The following is a 17,517-nucleotide window of genomic DNA, read 5'->3' on the forward strand; positions in this document are numbered from 1 at the left end:
CACCTGATGCATTACTGGCCCGTGGGGGCCTGGCCCATCGAAAAGATAGGCAGGTAAAGAGAGATAAGGATGATGACGACCACAAGGCCCATGAAGATGAGGATGATGGGCTCGATCAATGCAAGTGCGGCTGTGAGGGCCGTAGCTACGTCTTCTTCGAAGAATTCGGCGACGGAGTTGAGCATCTGCGGCAGCGCGCCGGTCTGCTCGCCTACCTGGATCATCTCGGTGGCGAGGCCGGGGAAGACGGTTGTGCGCTGAAGCGAGTCGGCCAGCGACTTGCCTTCGCGAACCGTAACGATGGAGTTCATTACCGCTTTTGACACGCGGCGCGAAGAGATGGACTTGGCGGCAGTCTCAAGCGAAGGCACGAGCGGCAGGCCGCCGGTGAGCAGTGTGGAGAGTGTGCGGGCGAACAAGGCGACCTGGTACTTGAGCCAGATCTTGCCGAGGACCGGCATCCTCACGCGTATGACGTCGATGATGTCGCGGCCGCGGTCAGTGAGCGCAAATCGCCAGAGTCCGAAGGCCACGGCGAGCGCCACGATGATGATGTACAGAATGCTGTGCTGGAGCCATTTGCCGAAGTTCAGCAGGTAGAGCGTAAGCGTGGGGAGCTTGCTGCCGAGCTGTTCGAAGAGCTCAGCGAATTTGGGAATGACGAACGTGAACATGAACGTCATCAGTCCGATGACGAGAGCGACGAGCACGCTGGGGTAGATCAGCGATGTGATCAGCTTCTTGCGGAACGTGAGCGTGACGCGCTGGAAGTTGACATAGCGCTCGAGAACCTCCTGCAGGTTGCCGGAACGCTCGCCTGCAAGCAGGGTGGTGGTGTACATGAGCGGGAATCCGCTCTGCGCTTCGAAGGCGCCGGAGAGGGCTTCACCGGTTTTGACGCGGTTGGAGACGTCTTCAAGCTGGCCGGCGAAGTGGGCGTTCTTCTGGATCTTGCCGAGCATCTGGAGCGAGCCCAGGATGGGCAGGCCGGCGCGGATGAGCGTGAGGAATTGCTGGTTGAAGATCAGGAATGGCTCGAGCTTGACCTTGCGCTTGGAGAAGAGGCCGCGGCCGCCACGGGCCTTGACGGAAAAGACGTGATAGCCGGCGTGGGAGAAGCGCAAACGCAACTCCTCGGCAGATGCGGCGGTCTGCACCTGCTCCGATACGCGGCCGCGTTCATCGGCCAGCCTGATGACGAACTCTGCCATGCGGTTCCGGTGGCCGGAGGGACTGAAAAGCCGGCCGTATCCTCTACAAGTTCCTCAGTTTCAAGGGTAACAGTGCTTACAGCACTATAGACGCGGGGGAGGGGCGGAGCGTTCGCTGAGGAAGTTCGACGTTCCGCACAGGTTCGATGCGGGATTCAGAGCCTAGTAGCCGTTGGCGACGAGCCAGGATTCGGTGAGGTCGAAGGCGGGCTTTTGCTGGTCCTGAAGCTGCTGCCAGGCGAGCTTAACGAGGACGTCGGCTTCGAGGTTTACCGGGGCGCCAATCGCGAGGGAGTGGAGGTTGGTCCGCCAATAGGTGAGGGGTAGGATGGCGATGGAGATCTCGGAGCCGTCTTCGTTCACTCCGGCGATGGTAAGGGAGATGCCTTCGATGGCTACAGATCCCTTTGAAACCATCCACTTGCGAATGTTTTCCGGAACTGAAACTTTAAGGGTCCAGTCGGTGGTCTGGATGTCGAAGGCAGGGTCGTCGCGGGAGACGATGGGATCGAGGGCGGTGATGGAGCCGGTGCCGTCGACGTGGCCTTGGACGACGTGGCCGCCGAGAGGACTTCCGGCGGCGGTGGGCAGTTCGAGATTCACCTTGGAGCCTGGCTGGAGCGCACCGAGCGAGGTTTTGTCCAAGGTTTCGTGAGCGAGGTCGGCGTGGAAGTAGACGGGGTCGACGTCGAGGGCGGTGAGGCAGACGCCGGAGACGGCCAGCGAATCGCCTTCACGGAGGCGGGCGGCCAGGCCCGGGGCTTCGACGGTGATGCGGCTGACGCCGCCGCGGTTCTCAAGGCTGATGAGGGTGCCTGTCTGCTCGACGATGCCGGTGAACATGGCTCTATTTTAGTGGTTAGTGGTTAGTGATGAGTGCTTGGGACTCCATCACTGATCACTCATCACTAACCACTGCCCCTCAAAAGTGCGTGAAGCCCTTCTCGCCCATTTCGGCGAAGATGCCCAGGAGATTGGTGAGGCCTAGGAGCTCCTTAACCTTGGGGCCGAGATTGATGAGCTGGAGCTTAACGCCGGCCGACTTTGAGGCGACGTAGAGGCGGACGAGCGTGCCAAGGCCCATGCTGTCGACCCACTCGAGCTCGGTGAAGTCGAGGATGATGTGTTTGGTGTCGGGGATAAGGCAGTGGACCTTGTTGTAGAGGAAGCTGCAGACACCGGAGACCAGGCGGCCACGAAGGTGGACGATGATGCATTCGGGTTTACGTTCAGTCTCGACAGTAAGCGAGATAGGGGGTGCTTGCGTGGCCATGTTTTTCCTCGAAGGGGAAGTCCTGGTGCGGGGAGTTGATTCATTGTGCAGGAAGAACAGGGGATAGGGAAAGAGGGAAATCGAGACAGGGGAGCAAAGAAGATGTGACGAAAGGGGCAGAGCGGCCGGATCAGGGTCGCTGAAAGCCCTGTAGGTTTTGCTGGAGGCGGAGGGCGTTGGGGTAGGCGTGGCCGTGGGCGGTGTTGTCGAAGATGACCCAGGCGTTTCGGTGGGGAGCGATGCGAGCGGCAAGTGTCGAGAGAAACGCGTCGTCGTAGCTGGAGTAATAAGTGCGGGGCGAGCCGTGCAGGCGGTAGTAGGCAAGGTTGGGGTCGCCTCCGGGATCGAAGGCGTGCTCGGAAGCTTTGGCGGGATCGGCGGCGACACGGGCGATGGCCTGCAGGCGCAGCAGGGTATCTGATTCGGCGGAGAACCAGGTGGCGTGACGGGGTTCGAGAGCGACATCTCCGGGGTACAGTTCGCGCACGGTTGCGAGGAAGTCGGCGGCCAGGGCCGAATCCAATGCGAGCGACGGCGGGAGTTGGAAGAGGATGGGGCCGAGCTTCGGGCGTATGGGACCGATTTGATCGAGGAAGGCGCGGAGCAGCGGTTCGGGATCGCGCAGTTTGGCTTCGTGGGTGATCGTTTTTGGTGCTTTGACGGAGAAGCGGAAATCCGGCGGTGTTTCGGCTGCCCACCGAGCGAAGGTGGCGGGGCGGTGCGGGCGATAGAAGGTAGTGTTGATTTCGACGCAGTTGAGGGTCTGGGCATAGTGGTGCAGGTGCGAGCCTTCTGCGCTGGGTTTTGCGGGGAGGGTCCAACCGGCGGTGCCGATGCGGGGTGTCATTCAGGAGATTAGAGTCGCCGAACCGGGCAAAAGGTCATACTGCACTCGATCGAGATGACGAACCACGGCAGGAGGGCGGTCTCGGTATTCATGGAGCATTGTAGAGCGGGTGTGCAGAGGGCGGCTCTGGGAACCGGTGCTACAACCTCTCCCATGGAGCGCGGAGGAGTGAGCAGAAGCCCAGGTCGAGGACGGCGAGGAATAGAGAAAACATGGAATGGGTGTAGGAAATATGGGGCCGATCCGACTGGCTGGCGATCGGCCCCAATTTCGAGCAGTAGGAGAGAACTCCGGCGCTACGGCAGGTGGTCCAGGTAGCAGGCCCCGTTAGTCTTCTGGGCGGGCGGCGTAGGGGGAGTCATCCACGATGGATTGTTGAAGTCGAAGAATTCGGTCATGTCCATTTGCGCCGCATCGCGCTTCGTGAGTGGAGCGAGGTTGAAGCGAGTCTCAATGAACTTGAGCATTGCGGTGTAGTCAGCAACCGTATGCGAAACGTAGTGCTTCTTCGCGAACGGGGAGATGACGACCAGCGGCACCCGGTAGCCGGTATAGGTGAAGTCGCAGGTGGGGCCGCTGACCTTGGTGCAGACATCGCCCGGCTGCAGGTCGACGGGCTTGATGCCATCGGGGCTTACCGCAGGTTGCGGGGGAACGTGGTCGTAGAGGCCACCGTTCTCGTCGTAGGTCATGAAGAGCGCCGAACTGTTCCAAGCCGAGCTGGTCATGAGGGCGTTGATGAGCGACTCGGCGTAGGCCTCGCCTCGCTGGATGTTGGTGGGCATGGAGTCCGAGTCTGAACCGTGTTCGTCGTCTCCATCCATGGACGCCGGCTCGAGCACCACGACCTGAGGGAGCGTGTTGTTCTGCAGATCGGTGTAGTACTGCGAAATCGGTGCGATGTTTTGCGGATATTGCGAGATTACCGTCTGCGAGTAGCTGAAGTTCTGCAGATAGCTCAGCGTCATGAGGCATGAAGCCTGATAGGGCTGCGAGCATTTGCTGTTCTGCGGATTGACATAGATCTTCCAACTCACTCCGGCATCGGTCAGTTCCTGGTAGATTGTTTTTGCCGTCAGCAGCGCCTGATCGCGGCTGTTGGTTCCGTTCGGATACGCGTATCCCTGGGAGGTGGCGGCGATCATGTACTCGCGGTTGATATTGGTGCGCGACATGACTGGATGGAACCAGCGGTCGGACGTGGAGAAGTTCGAGGCCATGAAGTAGAGGAAGTTGAGATCGCCGGCATCGTAGTATCCCATGACCCGAATGCCGTCGGTATCGTAGAAGCCTTCGGCGCGCGAGTCGTGACCGGTGACCCATCCGAAGCCATCGTTCGTTGCCGGGTATCTGCCGACCTGGTCTTCGTAGCTCCAGTCGACGTGGGCCTCATTCCAGCTCGGGCTGGTGTTCTCAGTGCACATGGTCTTGAGATGAAACGACGTGATGGGATGCGTGGGGTCAAAGCTGCAATCGGCCGGTGGAGGGTTGTTCGGATTGCAGCCGGGCACGGACGGCGCTGGTCCCTCAAGCGGCGCTTCACCGGTCGTTGGATTGAACTGAGCCAATCCGTCGAAGGATATGTCGGCGTAGCCGTTGTCGCGCCAGTACTGCCGCAGCGCGCCGAGATAGTTATCGAGGGAGCGGTTCTCCTGCGTGACCAGAACGATGTGGTTGATTACGTCGATTCCGTTGCTGTTGCTGCTGATGTTGAAGGTGGCGCCGACGGTGGTGTCGGCGTCGATGGTGACGGTACAGTTTCCGCTGCCGGAGCAGGCGCCGGTCCATCCGCCAAACGATGAGCCGGTGCCGGCGGAGGCGGTCAGCGTGACCGCGGTTCCGCTGTTGAAGGTGGCAGTGCAGGTTGAACCGCAATTGATACCGGATGGAGCACTGGTGATGGTGCCGGAGCCACTGCCCGCGTCCTGAACCGTGAGTTGATAGGTGGGCGGCGGAACTGCGGTGAAGCTGGCTGTAACGGTGGTGTTGGCGGTGAGGGTCAATGAGCAGGTGGATGTTCCGGAACATGCGCCCGACCATCCGGCGAAAGTAGAGCCGCTGGCTGCAGCAGCGGTCAGCGTGACGGATGTTCCGCTCGGGAAGCTTGCGGAGCAGGTTGATCCGCAATTGATCCCCGGGGGAGTGCTGGTGACCGTTCCGGTGCCTGTGCCGGAGTTCTGCACCGTGAGCTGGACCGGCGGTCCAGTTGCCGTATTGAAGGTGGCGGTGACCGACGTTGCAGACGAGAGGACGACGGTGCAGGCGCCCGTTCCGGAACATGCGCCCGACCACCCGGCGAAGGTCGAGCCGCTGGCTGCAGTAGCCGTCAGCGTGACGGATGTTCCGCTCGGGAAGCTTGCGGAGCAGGTTAATCCGCAGTTGATTCCCGACGGATTGCTGGTGACGGCACCCGTGCCTGTTCCAGCATCCTGCACCGTGAGCTGAACCGGCGGCACTGTGGATGTATTGAAGGTGGCGGTGACCGAGGTTGCAGACGAGAGCGCTACGGTGCAGGTGTCTGTGCCGGTGCAGGCGCCTGACCAACCGGCGAAGGTAGAGCCTGCCGCTGCCGTGGCCGTGAGCGTGATCGAAGTTCCGCTGGAGAAGGTTGCGGAGCACGTTGACCCGCAGTTAATTCCTGACGGATTGCTCGTGACCGTGCCTGTTCCTGTTCCCGCATCCTGCACCGTGAGCTGAACCGGCGGCACGGTCGCGGTATTGAAGGTGGCGGTGACCGAAGCTGCAGACTCGAGCGCGACGGTGCACGTGTCGCTGCCAGTGCAGGCCCCGGACCATCCGGCGAAGGTTGAGCCGGCAGCGGCCGTGGCTGTCAGCGTGACCGATGTTCCAGTGGGAAAGCTTGCGGAGCACGTCGACCCGCAGTTGATTCCGGAAGGATTGCTGGTGACGGTGCCCGTGCCAGCGCCAGCCAATGCGACAGTGAGCTGCGCCGGCGGGACAGTGGCAGTGCTGAACGTTGCCGAGACCGAGGTGTCGCCGGAGAGGCTGATATTGCACGATGCTGTGCCGCTGCAGGCGCCGCCCCATCCGGAAAAGGTCATGCCCGATGCTGCGGTTGCGGTGAGCGAGATGTTGGTTCCGGCCGGATAGACTGCGGAACATGTCTGACCGCAGTTAATGCCAGATGGCGTACTGGTGATGGTTCCATTACCGGTAGGTTGAATAACCAGGAGATAATTTTGTGTAGATACCCTGTTGGTGGAAGAACAAGCGCAAACCAGGCACACAACTGCAAGACAGCAGAAGCTGTAAATAGATCTGATTGTAGGCATTGAAACCCAGAGCCCCCGATTGATTTGGATGGCGTGACTCTGCTTTTTGGTTGGGTTAGGCGGAATGAAGATGTTGCGGTTTTCAGCAATGGCCACGAGGCAGTGGCCGTAAGTCCGGGAGTAACGTATACCTAGTAACGTTACAGGAATGTTACTGGGGACTTATAGCACACTTATTTGATCGCCTCGGGGTCCACCCGCCATGGATCGCGCAAAAGAGAGCAGATGCCGAGGTCGTTCTCGTAGCGCTCGACTTCTACCGTTCCCATCTGAATGGGATGGGCTAGAGCCTTGAAGGCGGGGACGGCGTCGGAGCCCATGATCTGCGGGCTGACGAAGATGTGAACGCGATCGACGAGGCCGCCGGCGAGCAGCGCAGTGTTGAGGCGCGTGCCTGTTTCGGTGAGCAGGTTGAGGATTCCTTCGGAGCCCAGCATGTCAAGTGCGGCGGGTAACGGGACGCGGCCAGCCTCGGCAGGTAGTACTTCGACGCGGACACCGCGGCGGGTAAGCTCGGTAATCTTCTTGTCGTCTTTGGAGACGGTGAAGAGGATGACGTCGAAGTCGGCGGTGCGGACGAGCTTGCAATCGAGCGGCATGCGCAGGGCTGAGTCGAGGATGACGCGCAGGAGCGGCCGGCGGCGGCGGAGGCCGCTGCGGTCGGTGAGGTGCGGGTCGTCAGCCAGCACGGTGTCGACGCCGACCACGACGGCGTCGGCCTGCCAGCGGAGCGGCTGCACGGCGGCGCGGGCGGCTTCGCTGGTGATCCAGTAGGGCTCACGGGCCGAATGTTGTCCAGGCGGCGGGGCGATGCGGCCGTCGAGGGTCATGGCCACCTTCATCAGGACGAAGGGGCGCTTGTGCTGGATCCAGCGGGCGAAGCCCTCGTTGATGCGACGGGCTTCGTTCTCGCAGACGCCGAGTACGGTTTCGAGCCCCGCTGCATGCAGTGCTTCCATGCCGTGGCCGGAGACGTTGGGGTTGGGGTCGCCGGTGGCGGCGACTACGCGTTTGACGCCCGCGGCGATGAGCGCCTGGGTGCAGGGGCCGGTGCGGCCGGTGTGATTGCAGGGCTCGAGCGTGACGTAGGCTGTGCCGCCCTTGAGGCGCGCGGAGGCGTGCTGCTGCGCGACTTTGAGGGCGGCGACTTCGGCGTGGTCGAGCAGATCGTACTCATGCCATCCCTCGCCGATGACTTGTCCGGCGCAGTCGAGGATGACGCAGCCGACGGCGGGATTGGGTGAGGTGATGCCGATGCCGCGGCGGGCAAGCTCGAGGGCGCGCTGCATCCAGTAGATGTCTTCTTCGTGCTGGGTTGGCATGGTATCCGCTCTGGGGAAAGTGTAAAGGACGGGGACAAAGGGACAAGAGGGCTATTACGGCTTCTCTCTGGCCCGCTGAATTGCGCGCATCTGTTTTCCGATGGGGCTGCGATTGACGGCGAGTTGGAATGCAAGTCCGATGAGGTTGCCGGTGGCCCAGTAAAGCGAGAGGCCGGAGGCGTAGTGCCACAGGGTGAACCCCATGATCAGCGGCATGACGACGGCGAGGATTCGCCGCTGCGATGGATCGGCACCGGGCATAGGGGTGATCCATTGAGTGAGAAACATGCTGGCGATAATCACGAGCGGCAGGATGTGCAGAGGGTCCGGTGCGGCAAGATCGGGCAGCCACAGCCATGCAGCGTGCCGCAACTCGGGGGCGTGCTGCAGCACGCGGTAGCAGGCAAACAGCAGAGGCATTTGCAGAAGGGCGGGAAGGCAGCCGCCGTACATGTTTGCGCCTTCGGCTTTGTAGATGGCCGTCATCTCCGCGTTCATCTCGGCGCGCCTGGGATCGTTCAGCTTAAGACCGGCGTATTGCTTGCGAATGGCGTCGAGCTTGGGTTGAACGCGCATCACTTTGAGGGAAGACTTCACTGCGAGGAGCCGCGGCCAGAGCAAGACGAGATTGAAGGCGACAGTGAGGAGGATGATTGCCCAGCCCCAATTGGCTATGGCGTGGCTGTAGATGAGCCGTAGAGCAAGATAGAGCGGCGTGGCGAGAAAGCGCAGCCAGCCGAAGTCGGGTTGCGAGACCAAGATGCACCTTTCCTTCCGGGCGAGAGGCCCAGTTTCAGTCAAAGCAAGACGAATGCACGGCCACGGATGTGGCGCGGTACGGCTTCAGTGAACTGAAATCACGAAAAGAGAGGAGGCGGGCGCTGGAAGGAGGGGACAAGAGCGGGCCCTGACAGCGGCAAGGCGAGAGGAACGACAGGCCAGGTGCGCTGTACGGACGGGGCCGGGGCCATCCATGAGAAGGGAAGAGCTCTCAGGCATGCGGCGAATGCGGCGGTGGCCTGTGGTGCTTGTCCAACCACAAACGCTAGCAGGATAGTGAGGCAGAGGAAGGAGAGCGAGCCGGTGATCCCGGCCATGAGCAGCGAATGCCAGTAGGGAAGGCAGAACACGAGCAGGCAGAAGCATGTCTCTGCTGCGGTTCGTAAATGGCCTTCGGGCTTGCGCACGGGATCATTGTACGGCAGACGTGAGTTGCGGGTTCCCCGGAAGCAGCAGGCCGGCGCCGAGCCAAATAGGCCAAATGCAACTGCGGATCCCTCTGTCCGCTGAAGACGACGCGCGGACTGTCGGGATGACACCGCGTGGGGTAGCCGGAGAAACGCGAAAAGCGCGGCTTTTGGCCGCGCCTTTCTTTGAGAACCAAGGAAACCAAGGGTGAGGAAGGTTAGAACTCGGCGATGTTGTCTTCGATTGCGAGGCGGACGTTCCCGTCGGACTTGGCGAGGCGGCGTACCGCTTCGGGCTTGTCCACTTTGGCCTTGAGCATCACCAGGGCAACGGGCACGCTGCGGCCGGCGGACTTGATGGTGTCGACGGCGGTGGTGCGATCAATGTTGCAGGCCTTCATGAGAATGCGGATGCCGCGCTCGACCAGCTTGGAGTTCTGCATGTGCACGTTGACCATGAGGTTCTCGTACACATAGCCCATGCGAGTCATGGCGCCGGTGGTGATCATGTTGAGGATCATCTTCTGGGCGCTGGCGGCCTTCATGCGGGTGGAACCCGAGACGACTTCTGCGCCGACTTCAGCGACGATGGCGATGTCGGAGACTTCAGCCAGCGGCGTGCCTTGATTGCAGGTGACGGCGGCTGCGTAGGCTCCGCGGGCTCGGGCATAAGCGGTGGCGGCGACAACGTAAGGGGTGCGGCCGGAAGCGCTGAGCCCGATGACGACGTCTTTGCGGGTGGGGCGGCGGCGGGCGATGTCGCGCTGGCCGAGTTCCTCGGAGTCCTCATTGACTTCAACGGCAGAGGCGAGGGCCTTGGGACCGCCGGCCATGATGTACTGGACCTGGCCTGGGGCAGTGGAGTAGGTGGGGGGACACTCAGAGGCGTCGAGGGCGGCGATGCGGCCGCTGGATCCTGCGCCTATATAAATCAGACGGCCGCCGTCGCGGAGGGAGCGGGCGACCTGGTCGATGACCTGAGCGATTTCGGGAAGCGCCTTCTTGACCGCGGCAGCAACCTTGGAGTCTTCATGGTTGATGATGCGGGCAATTTCGAGGGCGGATTTAGTGTCAAATCCCTGAGAGGCTTCGTTTTGGCTCTCAGTGGTCAGGTGCTGAAGCAAGGTCGCCGTGTCTTTTTTGCTTGGCTCTTTCCCGTTCGGCCCGGCGTTCGCTTGCATCGGAGAAGTAGTTAACATCAGGCTGGTCCTTATTTAGATTGTAGCTTGAACTGAGATCAAGGGAAATAGGATTCGCATAGCCCAAACGGGTCAGGAGCAGGGCGGGAGCGCTGAATCGATTAAGTAGGCGAGTTCTGGCGTGACGGATACGACATAATTCCGCGCAAGCCAGTGGGCGGCAGTTGCTCTGGGTCACTTAGCGGACAGATGTGTGGCTAAAGTGCCTCGCGGATGGCATCGTGGAAGGCGGGGCGGACCTGACGGATGGCCTGGTTGGCGCGGTCGGGCCAGGTACGGTTGGTCAGCAGAACCACGGCGATACCGGCGTCGAGATCGATCCAAAGCGAGCATCCACTAAAGCCGAGATGGCCGATGGAATGTGGTGAGAAGTGCCGGCCGGACGAGGAGTTTTCGCTGGGAGTGTCCCAGCCGAGGGCGCGGCTGCTGCCGGTGGGCTCCTGCCGCTGGGCGAAACGCTCAATGGTGGTGCGTTCGAAGAGCCGGGCGGGCTGCGCGATCGAGGGGTGGCCGGAGCCCGCGAGAATCTCGGCGGCGAGACGCAGCAGGTCAGAGACGTTGGAGAACAGGCCTGCGTGGCCCGCGGCACCGTGGAGGATGAACGCGTTCTCATCCTGCACTTCACCCTGAATGGTGCGGAAGCGAAGGCTGTTGTCGATCTCAGTGGGCGCGATGGCGTGGCGCGCCGAGAGACGCGGGCAGAAGGCGCTGGAGTTCATGCCCAGCGGATCGAAGATCTCGCGGTGAACGAACTGCGGGAGGTACTCGCCAGCGATGACCTCGAGGGCTTTGCCGAGGAGGATGAAGCCGGGGTCGGAGTATTCTGCGCGCGTGCCGGGCGCGGCTTCAAGCGGCAGTTCGAGGCAGGCGCGGAAGAGCCGGGCGGGGGTGGAGTGGGTGCGGAAGAAGTCAACGTAAGCGGGCAGACCGGAGTTGTGCGCGAGGAGGTGGCGCAGGGTGACTTGGCGAGCAATGGGTTCGTGGCCGTGGCCGACGATGAAGCCGGGCAGCAGATCGCCGACAAGGGTGGCGGGATCGAGCAGGCCGCGCTGATTGAGCAGCATGGCCGCGGCGGTGGTGGCCGCGACTTTGGTGAGGCTGGCGACGTCGAAGACTGTGTTGGGCAGGACCGCGGGGCTATCTGCCTCATAGATGAAGCGACCGAGCGCGCCGTGGTCGACGATGCGGCCGCCGGCGAGGACGCCGAAGGCGCAGCCGGGAAAGGCGCGCGCTGTGATCGCATCCTCAAGCACCTTATGGGCTGCGGCAAACGTGCCGGCTGCTCCAAACGCGCTCTTGGCAGCAAACCGGGTGGATTCGGCGGCAGACTCGGCGATGGGTACAGCGGTCTCGGACGTCATGATTCGTCATCGTACCGCGAATCGGGGCGCGACGGATGTGATGTGCCGCTTGAATTTGATTACCGCCGGAGAATTTCGGGCTATCCTTGGTGTCGAATAGTCCGTCTATGAGGATGGGCGCAGTGGGGATCCGATTGCAGCAGAGGAGAGCAGGTATGGCTTTTCGGCCGTGGATGGTGGTGGTAGCCGCCCTGGTGGTGGGGTCGTGCGCGGCTTGGGGCCAGGATCCTGAGTTTGTGCAGCCCGTTCCTCAGCCAGCTGCGGCGGGGCAACCGGCTCAGGCCGCGAGCTCGGATGCCCAGCCTGCTGCAGCGCCGGCAGTTGCGTCGGCTGATCCGGCCGCCGGTGTTCCGGCTAAGAAGACATTCGTGGTTCCGGCAGGGACCAAGGTGCTGCTGCAGTTGCGCAGCTCAGTGAATACGAAGAGCGCGAAGCCTGGCGACGGCGTTTACCTTGCCTCGACGTTCCCAGTCGTGGTGGGCAATCATGTGCTGATTCCGGCAGGCGTTTACGTGCAGGGCATGGTGGACCACGTGGCGCGCGCGGGACATGTTAAAGGCCATGCGTTGCTCGACATGCACTTCACGTCGATGATCTTCCCCAACGGCACCGTAGTGGAGATTCCGGGGCTGGTGAACAGTCTGCCCGGCGCCAACAAGCAACATGTGAAGGGCAATGGCGAAGGCACTATTGAAGAGGAAGGCGACAAGGCGCGGAACATGGGCAAGGTCGCTGCGATAACGATTCCGGCTGGGACCACGGGCGGGGCCATCGGCGGCGGGGTGAGCGGACATCCAGTTGAGGGCACGCTGGGCGGCATGGCCGGGGGGCTCGCGGCGGCGGGAATCGTGGCGCTGTTCACGCGCGGCGCCGATGTCGACCTGCAGGCCGGCTCGCAGGTGGAGATGGTGTTGCAGCGTCCGCTGATGCTGGAAGAGGAGAACTTGTCGGCGGCGACAGGGTTCCCGGCGCTTGTTCCGGCGGCGGACCAGCCGAAGCCGATGGAGAAGCCGAAAGCGCACGTGCTGTGCCCGCCGGGCGGGCTGGGCTGCGAGTGATTTTTTGAGGAATGGTGCTTATGCGCAAGCAAGAGAGAGAACATTGCGGGTAAGCTGGAATTAAAGAACCATGTTGCCAGAAGACGAAAACCTCTCTCCAAATTGCACGACTTCTCCGGACCAAACCCAGACCGCTGCCCCTGCGCCAGTTGTTGCGCCCGCGGAGCCGGCACGCACCAATGGTCTGACTCTGTGGCTGCGCGATATCTTGATTGCGATTGCCGCTTCGGTGCTGATGGTCCTGTTTCTCTACCAGCCGGTAAAGGTGGAAGGCACCAGCATGCTGCCGCGGCTGGAAGACCGCGACCGGCTGTTCATCAACAAATTTGTCTATCATTTCGAAGACATTCATCGCGGCGACGTGGTGGTGTTTCACTATCCACGCGACCCGGAGAAGAGCTACATTAAGCGCGTGATCGCAGTGCCGGGCGATAGGCTGCGGATCGATCGCGGCGAGGTCTACCTCAACGACAAGCATTTGCCGGAGCCGTATTTGCCGGATGAGTTCCGCGACATGAAGTCGATGCCCGAGATGGTGATTCCCGAGGACGAGTACTTCATGATGGGCGACCACCGCTGCATCTCGTCGGACAGCAGGGAATTCGGCCCTGTGGATCGGGACCTCATCTACGGCAAGGCCGTGCTTGTGTACTGGCCTACCAAGGATGCGGGCGTGGTGAATTAGCTGCGGCTATCGCGCGTAATAGCCGGTCCGCGCGCGCACGTTATAGCTCGACTCTTCAGTCGAAATCACAACCTTGTGGAAGGTTCCGTCGCGCTTGTGATGTGTGGAGTGGTAAGCGATGGAGTAGAGCGAACGTAACTCTTCGCTGATCTGCTCGAACGCTTTGGGCATGTCCACGTGCAGGGCGTCGAAGTCGGTTCCTCCTGTTTCAGCCGACAAATGATGGAGGGCCGCTATTCCCTGGCGGGAGTGGGCGGTCAGGCCGTGTTTCTCCGACTCGGTGTAGCGAATCGCGTAGATCAGCGTGTCTGAATCCTGAGCGATGCCGATTGCTTCCAGTAGATCGTGAGCGCTTGAGTTCTCTTCGCCGTCGGTGAACAGAATTAAGGCGCGGCGCCGGCCCTGGGCCTGCGAGAGCTTTTGCCTGACACCGTAATAGATCGCGTCATAGAGAGCGGTGCCGCCTTCACGCTTATCATCGGGCGCCAGCTCAGGGAAGTTGCGATCGCCGTGATCGAAGCGGTTGAGACCATCCATGATGTCGCCGACGGACGAACTGCTGTCGTTGGTCAGGCGAAGGTGATTGCCGAAGCAGAGTGTGAACGCCTGATCATTCGGGCCCATCACGGTTTTGAGGAACTTCTCGATGTCCTTGTAGTGACGCTTGATGAACTTGCTCTGGCTGTCGCTGGCGTCGACGATGAGGCCGAGCGTGAGAGGCAGGTCCGTCTCTTTGCCGAAGAAGGCGATCTTTTGAGGGACGCCGTCTTCGGTGATCTGAAAGTCGTCGCGCGTGAGGCTCTTGACAAGGGTGCCATCCGCTTTGCGCACGCTGAAGGTGAAGTCGATGAGGTGGGTTTCCGAGCGGAAAGTGGGCTGATCCTGCGCGTGAGCGGGCACCAGCGCGGCGGCAAAGATTAAGAGCGCGACAAGACGGGCGGGGCACCAGAGGCGCTTCCTGTTGGGCATTGTCAGAAGTATAGAGCCGGTGGGAATGCGGATGGCGAACTTCATTTGAGGCTGTAATGCATGATTCTGGCGGACGTGAGCCGAGAGCCTGGTTTGACATCGCCGTGATCGTCGAGCTGGCCCCAGCCAGAGTTTGCGATGTAGTAGAAGTCGTTGCCAACCACGACTCCGTGGGTGGGGTCGGTTTGAGCAGGCGATTGGTCAATCACCTTGCTGTTTGTGATGCGGGTAAGGGAAGCGTCGAGTTCCAGCCGAAGCACGCGCTGCGGCGAGGTTCCGTTCTGCGTCAGGATCAGCGAGCGGCCGTGCAGATAGAGGCCGTCTACGCCGTTGAGCGCGATCTTGCTTCCGTCGAGCCACGAGACTTGCTGGGTGCTCAGGTTGAGGAGCCCGATGCCGCGCAGGTAGTCGGGCACAAGGATCGCGTCGCCGCCGGGTGTCCGCGCTGGAGTCTGCGGAGAGATGAACTCGTTGCTCTCGATCGGACGGAGATTGTCACCAATCAGGCGGTAAAGCTTTCCGCCCTGGCCGTCGCTGAGGATTGGCTCGCCGTCTGGGGTGAGCACCATGTCGCCGAGAGCGGTTTTCGGCGGCCCTTCGATGCGGCGCAGGAGCTTGCCGCTTTTGAGGTCGTAGCACAGCACGGCGGAGCGGCCCCACGCTTCTTTTGGCGCGGAGGTGAAGCCGTCCAACGCGACCTCCGTGGCCCAGACACGGTTGCGGGGAGCGTCCAATTTGATGGCCAGCATTGGCCAGCGGTCAGGCGAAGAGGAAAAGTCGGTGATTCGCCCGTCGAGCCCTGCGCGAATGATCTTGTGCTCGAGCACGCTGGTGATGAGAAACGTGTGCGTCGAGGGGTCGAAGTCGATGTCTTCAGTGAGGAGGCCGGGATCAGTAAGCGTGATCGCCGTTGCGCCGAGCGAGACCGATTGCTGATTTTGGCGAAATCGCTCCAGAACACCTTTGTACTCAGGGTGAGACTGTAGTGAAGAGAAGGCCTTGTCGCTGCCGTTCATCAGGTTGTCTGCGGCCAGGCCCATATCGGCAATGCGATTGAGCGTGGCCACGGCGTTCGTGGCGTCACCAGCCGCGACGTAAGCGCGCGCCAGGGCCAGCAGGGCATCGGGTGAGCCATGCAGGAACCGCAGTAATTCCTGATCCGTGGCAATGCGCGATTGCTGATCGCCGGCCTTGATGGCGGTTCTGATGCGCGCCTGCATGTCTTCAAATTGCTGACGAGCCGTGGGCGCAGACGGTGCAACTGCAGCGATGATGGCCACGATTGCGGCTGCGGCAATTCGCATGGTGTGCAGGCCTCCCAAGCAGGTTTCGAGCGGACGTCTGATTCTAGCAATCGCTGGTTTTGTCGCCGTTGGAAGTTGCTGAGCGCCCGAACGGGAGAGACTGTGGCAAATCGTGCACACCGCCCCCGAGAAAATCCGCGCGCGAACCTGTATAATTCATTGAATCCACTCCTCGGAGAGGCGATGCAGGCGATCCTTGCGCTCGAAGACGGGCGCATCTTCCGCGGCGAAGGCTACGGGCACCCCGGCGAATGCCAGGGAGAAGTAGTTTTCAATACTTCCCTAACCGGTTATCAGGAAATCGCAACTGATCCTTCCTACGCCGGGCAAATAGTCGTTCTGACAAACCCGCAGATCGGGAACTACGGCACAAACCAGGCGGATAATGAGGCCTCGAAGCCCTTCATTGAAGGGCTGATTGTGCGCGAGTTCTCGCCCATCAGCTCGAACTGGCGCTCGGAGCAGGTCACCGACGAGTACATGGAACGGTTCCAGGTTCCGGTGCTGGCGGAGATCGATACACGCGCGCTGGTGCGGCACCTGCGCAATAACGGCGTAATGCGCGGCGTGATCTCGACGCTCTCGACGGATGCCGAAGCGCTCGTCCAGAAGGCCAGAAAAATCCGCAAGATGGACGGGACCGACCTGGCCAAGGTCGTCTCGACGAAGGCGATCTACCACTTCGACGAGAACGATCCGCGATACCAGGCGGGCGATCCGCTGCTTCCGTCGATGGTTGACGCGGCGCCGCTGCATGTTGTCGCTTACGACTTCGGCATCAAGCAGAACATTCTGCGCATGCTGGCGCGCGAGAACTGCAAGGTCACGGTCGTTCCGGCGCAGACTTCAGCCGAGGATGTGCTGGCGCTGAAGCCCAATGGCGTGTTTCTCTCCAATGGTCCCGGAGACCCGGAGCCGGTGGACTATGCGGTGAAGGCTATCCGCGGGATGATGGGGCGCGTGCCGGTGTTCGGCATCTGCCTCGGACACCAGTTGTGCGGCCTCGCGCTGGGCGGCAAGACTTACAAGCTCAAGTTCGGGCACCACGGTGGCAATCATCCGGTGCGCAACAACGTCACAGGCAAGGTGGAGATCACGGCGCACAACCACAACTTCGCGGTCGATCCTGATTCGGTCAATGCGAACGAAGTGGAACTGACGCACGTGGACCTCAACGACAACACGCTCGAAGGCCTGCGGCACAAGAGCCTGCCGCTGTTCAGCGTGCAATATCACCCAGAGGCTGCGCCGGGTCCGCACGACTCGCACTACTTGTTCCGCGATTTCCGCCAGATGATGGAGGAGTGGAAGGGATGACCTTCGCAGCGAGCGAGAGTATCGGCATTTCAAGGCAGCGGGGCTTTTGGCTCCGCTGTTTTTTGGGTGCGGCGATGTGTGTGGCGGCTTGTGTTGTCTCGTATGCACAGGTTGAAGTCGACAAGCCCGAGCACATTGCCAAGGCAGAAGGCCTGGTGGTCAACACCCAGGGCAAGCCGCTGGCGCATGCAGAGGTCACGCTCAACCAGGACGGCAAGCCCGTTTACACGACGCATACCGACGATCGCGGCGCATTCCGCTTCGATCATGCCGATGGGCAGTTCACGTTTCGCGTTGCACGGACGAGCAAGTATGCGCCGGCCGCGAAGGACGTCGTCGTCGATTTTCAGATTGCAAGCTCGATCGCGCGGAAGAGGCTCTACGTGATCGTGGGGCCGGGGGCGTGTGAGGATGCGTGCTCGTCGGTGTTCACCAGCGAGGGCGAGTTCAAGAAGGCGATCAAGAAGAAGAACAAACACTGAGTCAGGGAA

The 17,517-nt window shown here is 61.4% G+C and carries 16 protein-coding genes and 2 pseudogenes; 4 read left to right on the forward strand and 14 right to left on the reverse strand.

All coding sequences use genetic code 11. The annotated features are described in order from the left end of the window. Window positions 1-11: 11 nt before the first annotated feature. The 12 genes and pseudogenes from MOP44_RS21115 to MOP44_RS21175 form a co-directional block, all read right to left on the reverse strand. Window positions 12-1,211 (reverse strand): type II secretion system F family protein, encoded by a 1,200-nt coding sequence (locus MOP44_RS21115; protein WP_260792382.1) that lies wholly within the window; start codon window positions 1,209-1,211, stop codon window positions 12-14. A gap of 162 nt (window positions 1,212-1,373) precedes the next feature. Next, a complete protein-coding gene (locus MOP44_RS21120) occupies window positions 1,374-2,054 on the reverse strand; it encodes a riboflavin synthase (protein WP_260792383.1) in 681 nt (226 codons plus the stop codon). A 79-nt stretch (window positions 2,055-2,133) separates the two neighbouring features. Further along, window positions 2,134-2,484 carry an STAS domain-containing protein gene (locus MOP44_RS21125; RefSeq protein WP_260792384.1) on the reverse strand — a complete coding sequence of 117 codons (351 nt, stop codon included), beginning with the start codon at window positions 2,482-2,484 and terminating at the stop codon, window positions 2,134-2,136. 130 nt (window positions 2,485-2,614) lie between these two features. Continuing rightward, window positions 2,615-3,331, reverse strand: coding sequence for a DUF72 domain-containing protein (locus MOP44_RS21130; RefSeq protein ID WP_260792385.1), 717 nt, complete (start codon window positions 3,329-3,331; stop codon window positions 2,615-2,617). Between the two features lie 296 nt (window positions 3,332-3,627). Further along, window positions 3,628-5,334: an alkaline phosphatase family protein gene (locus tag MOP44_RS21135; protein WP_313901077.1), complete on the reverse strand. Its 1,707-nt coding sequence runs from the start codon at window positions 5,332-5,334 to the stop codon at window positions 3,628-3,630. Window positions 5,335-5,346: 12 nt separating this feature from the next. Next, window positions 5,347-5,919: pseudogene (locus tag MOP44_RS27900) on the reverse strand (InlB B-repeat-containing protein); the annotation flags it as partial. 186 nt (window positions 5,920-6,105) lie between these two features. Next, window positions 6,106-6,624 (reverse strand): annotated as a pseudogene (locus MOP44_RS28190) (InlB B-repeat-containing protein); the annotation flags it as partial. Between the two features lie 173 nt (window positions 6,625-6,797). Then, a complete protein-coding gene (gene ribD / locus MOP44_RS21155; RefSeq protein ID WP_260792388.1) occupies window positions 6,798-7,946 on the reverse strand; it encodes a bifunctional diaminohydroxyphosphoribosylaminopyrimidine deaminase/5-amino-6-(5-phosphoribosylamino)uracil reductase RibD in 1,149 nt (382 codons plus the stop codon). Window positions 7,947-8,000: 54 nt separating this feature from the next. Next, complete coding sequence (locus tag MOP44_RS21160; protein ID WP_260792389.1) at window positions 8,001-8,705, reverse strand: YidC/Oxa1 family membrane protein insertase; 705 nt, start codon at window positions 8,703-8,705, stop codon at window positions 8,001-8,003. A gap of 98 nt (window positions 8,706-8,803) precedes the next feature. Next, the gene (locus MOP44_RS21165) at window positions 8,804-9,133 is read right to left on the reverse strand and encodes a hypothetical protein (RefSeq protein WP_260792390.1); all 330 of its coding nucleotides are present in this window, start codon (window positions 9,131-9,133) and stop codon (window positions 8,804-8,806) included. Window positions 9,134-9,351: 218 nt separating this feature from the next. Next, window positions 9,352-10,314 (reverse strand): N-acetylmuramic acid 6-phosphate etherase, encoded by a 963-nt coding sequence (gene murQ / locus MOP44_RS21170; protein ID WP_260792391.1) that lies wholly within the window; start codon window positions 10,312-10,314, stop codon window positions 9,352-9,354. 215 nt (window positions 10,315-10,529) lie between these two features. Further along, window positions 10,530-11,693, reverse strand: a complete 1,164-nt coding sequence (locus tag MOP44_RS21175) for a serine hydrolase domain-containing protein (RefSeq protein WP_260792392.1) — start codon at window positions 11,691-11,693, stop codon at window positions 10,530-10,532. A 155-nt stretch (window positions 11,694-11,848) separates the two neighbouring features. Between MOP44_RS21175 and MOP44_RS21180 the strand changes: the two genes are divergently transcribed. Both MOP44_RS21180 and lepB read left to right on the forward strand, forming a co-directional pair. Continuing rightward, window positions 11,849-12,751 carry a TrbI/VirB10 family protein gene (locus MOP44_RS21180; RefSeq protein ID WP_260792393.1) on the forward strand — a complete coding sequence of 301 codons (903 nt, stop codon included), beginning with the start codon at window positions 11,849-11,851 and terminating at the stop codon, window positions 12,749-12,751. A 70-nt stretch (window positions 12,752-12,821) separates the two neighbouring features. Then, window positions 12,822-13,436, forward strand: coding sequence for a signal peptidase I (lepB, locus tag MOP44_RS21185; RefSeq protein ID WP_260792394.1), 615 nt, complete (start codon window positions 12,822-12,824; stop codon window positions 13,434-13,436). A 6-nt stretch (window positions 13,437-13,442) separates the two neighbouring features. Here the strand turns inward: lepB and MOP44_RS21190 are convergent, their stop codons facing one another. Both MOP44_RS21190 and MOP44_RS21195 read right to left on the reverse strand, forming a co-directional pair. After that, window positions 13,443-14,405 (reverse strand): VWA domain-containing protein, encoded by a 963-nt coding sequence (locus MOP44_RS21190; RefSeq protein ID WP_260792395.1) that lies wholly within the window; start codon window positions 14,403-14,405, stop codon window positions 13,443-13,445. Between the two features lie 41 nt (window positions 14,406-14,446). Further along, on the reverse strand, window positions 14,447-15,709 hold the full coding sequence (locus MOP44_RS21195; protein WP_260792396.1) for a hypothetical protein: 1,263 nt from the start codon (window positions 15,707-15,709) through the stop codon (window positions 14,447-14,449). Window positions 15,710-15,892: 183 nt separating this feature from the next. Here MOP44_RS21195 and carA point away from each other — a divergent pair, with 183 nt between their 5' ends. Next, entirely contained in the window at window positions 15,893-17,026 is a 1,134-nt protein-coding gene (carA, locus tag MOP44_RS21200) for a glutamine-hydrolyzing carbamoyl-phosphate synthase small subunit (RefSeq protein ID WP_260792397.1), read from the forward strand. Continuing rightward, entirely contained in the window at window positions 17,023-17,508 is a 486-nt protein-coding gene (locus MOP44_RS21205; protein ID WP_260792398.1) for a carboxypeptidase-like regulatory domain-containing protein, read from the forward strand. The genes carA and MOP44_RS21205 overlap by 4 nt, the downstream gene beginning before the upstream one ends. The last annotated feature ends 9 nt before the right edge of the window (window positions 17,509-17,517 follow it).

This window comes from Occallatibacter riparius, from assembly GCF_025264625.1.
Classification (GTDB): domain Bacteria; phylum Acidobacteriota; class Terriglobia; order Terriglobales; family Acidobacteriaceae; genus Telmatobacter; species Telmatobacter riparius.

Coding starts and splice junctions, on each gene's coding strand:
- lepB (WP_260792394.1), top strand. CDS start 12,822: ATGTTGCCAGAAGACGAAAACCTCTCTCCAAATTGCACGACTTCTCCG.
- MOP44_RS21180 (WP_260792393.1), top strand. CDS start 11,849: ATGGCTTTTCGGCCGTGGATGGTGGTGGTAGCCGCCCTGGTGGTGGGG.
- murQ (WP_260792391.1), bottom strand. CDS start 10,314: ATGCAAGCGAACGCCGGGCCGAACGGGAAAGAGCCAAGCAAAAAAGAC.
- MOP44_RS21190 (WP_260792395.1), bottom strand. CDS start 14,405: ATGCCCAACAGGAAGCGCCTCTGGTGCCCCGCCCGTCTTGTCGCGCTC.
- carA (WP_260792397.1), top strand. CDS start 15,893: ATGCAGGCGATCCTTGCGCTCGAAGACGGGCGCATCTTCCGCGGCGAA.
- MOP44_RS21130 (WP_260792385.1), bottom strand. CDS start 3,331: ATGACACCCCGCATCGGCACCGCCGGTTGGACCCTCCCCGCAAAACCC.
- MOP44_RS21125 (WP_260792384.1), bottom strand. CDS start 2,484: ATGGCCACGCAAGCACCCCCTATCTCGCTTACTGTCGAGACTGAACGT.
- MOP44_RS21195 (WP_260792396.1), bottom strand. CDS start 15,709: ATGCGAATTGCCGCAGCCGCAATCGTGGCCATCATCGCTGCAGTTGCA.
- ribD (WP_260792388.1), bottom strand. CDS start 7,946: ATGCCAACCCAGCACGAAGAAGACATCTACTGGATGCAGCGCGCCCTC.
- MOP44_RS21175 (WP_260792392.1), bottom strand. CDS start 11,693: ATGACGTCCGAGACCGCTGTACCCATCGCCGAGTCTGCCGCCGAATCC.
- MOP44_RS21120 (WP_260792383.1), bottom strand. CDS start 2,054: ATGTTCACCGGCATCGTCGAGCAGACAGGCACCCTCATCAGCCTTGAG.
- MOP44_RS21205 (WP_260792398.1), top strand. CDS start 17,023: ATGACCTTCGCAGCGAGCGAGAGTATCGGCATTTCAAGGCAGCGGGGC.
- MOP44_RS21115 (WP_260792382.1), bottom strand. CDS start 1,211: ATGGCAGAGTTCGTCATCAGGCTGGCCGATGAACGCGGCCGCGTATCG.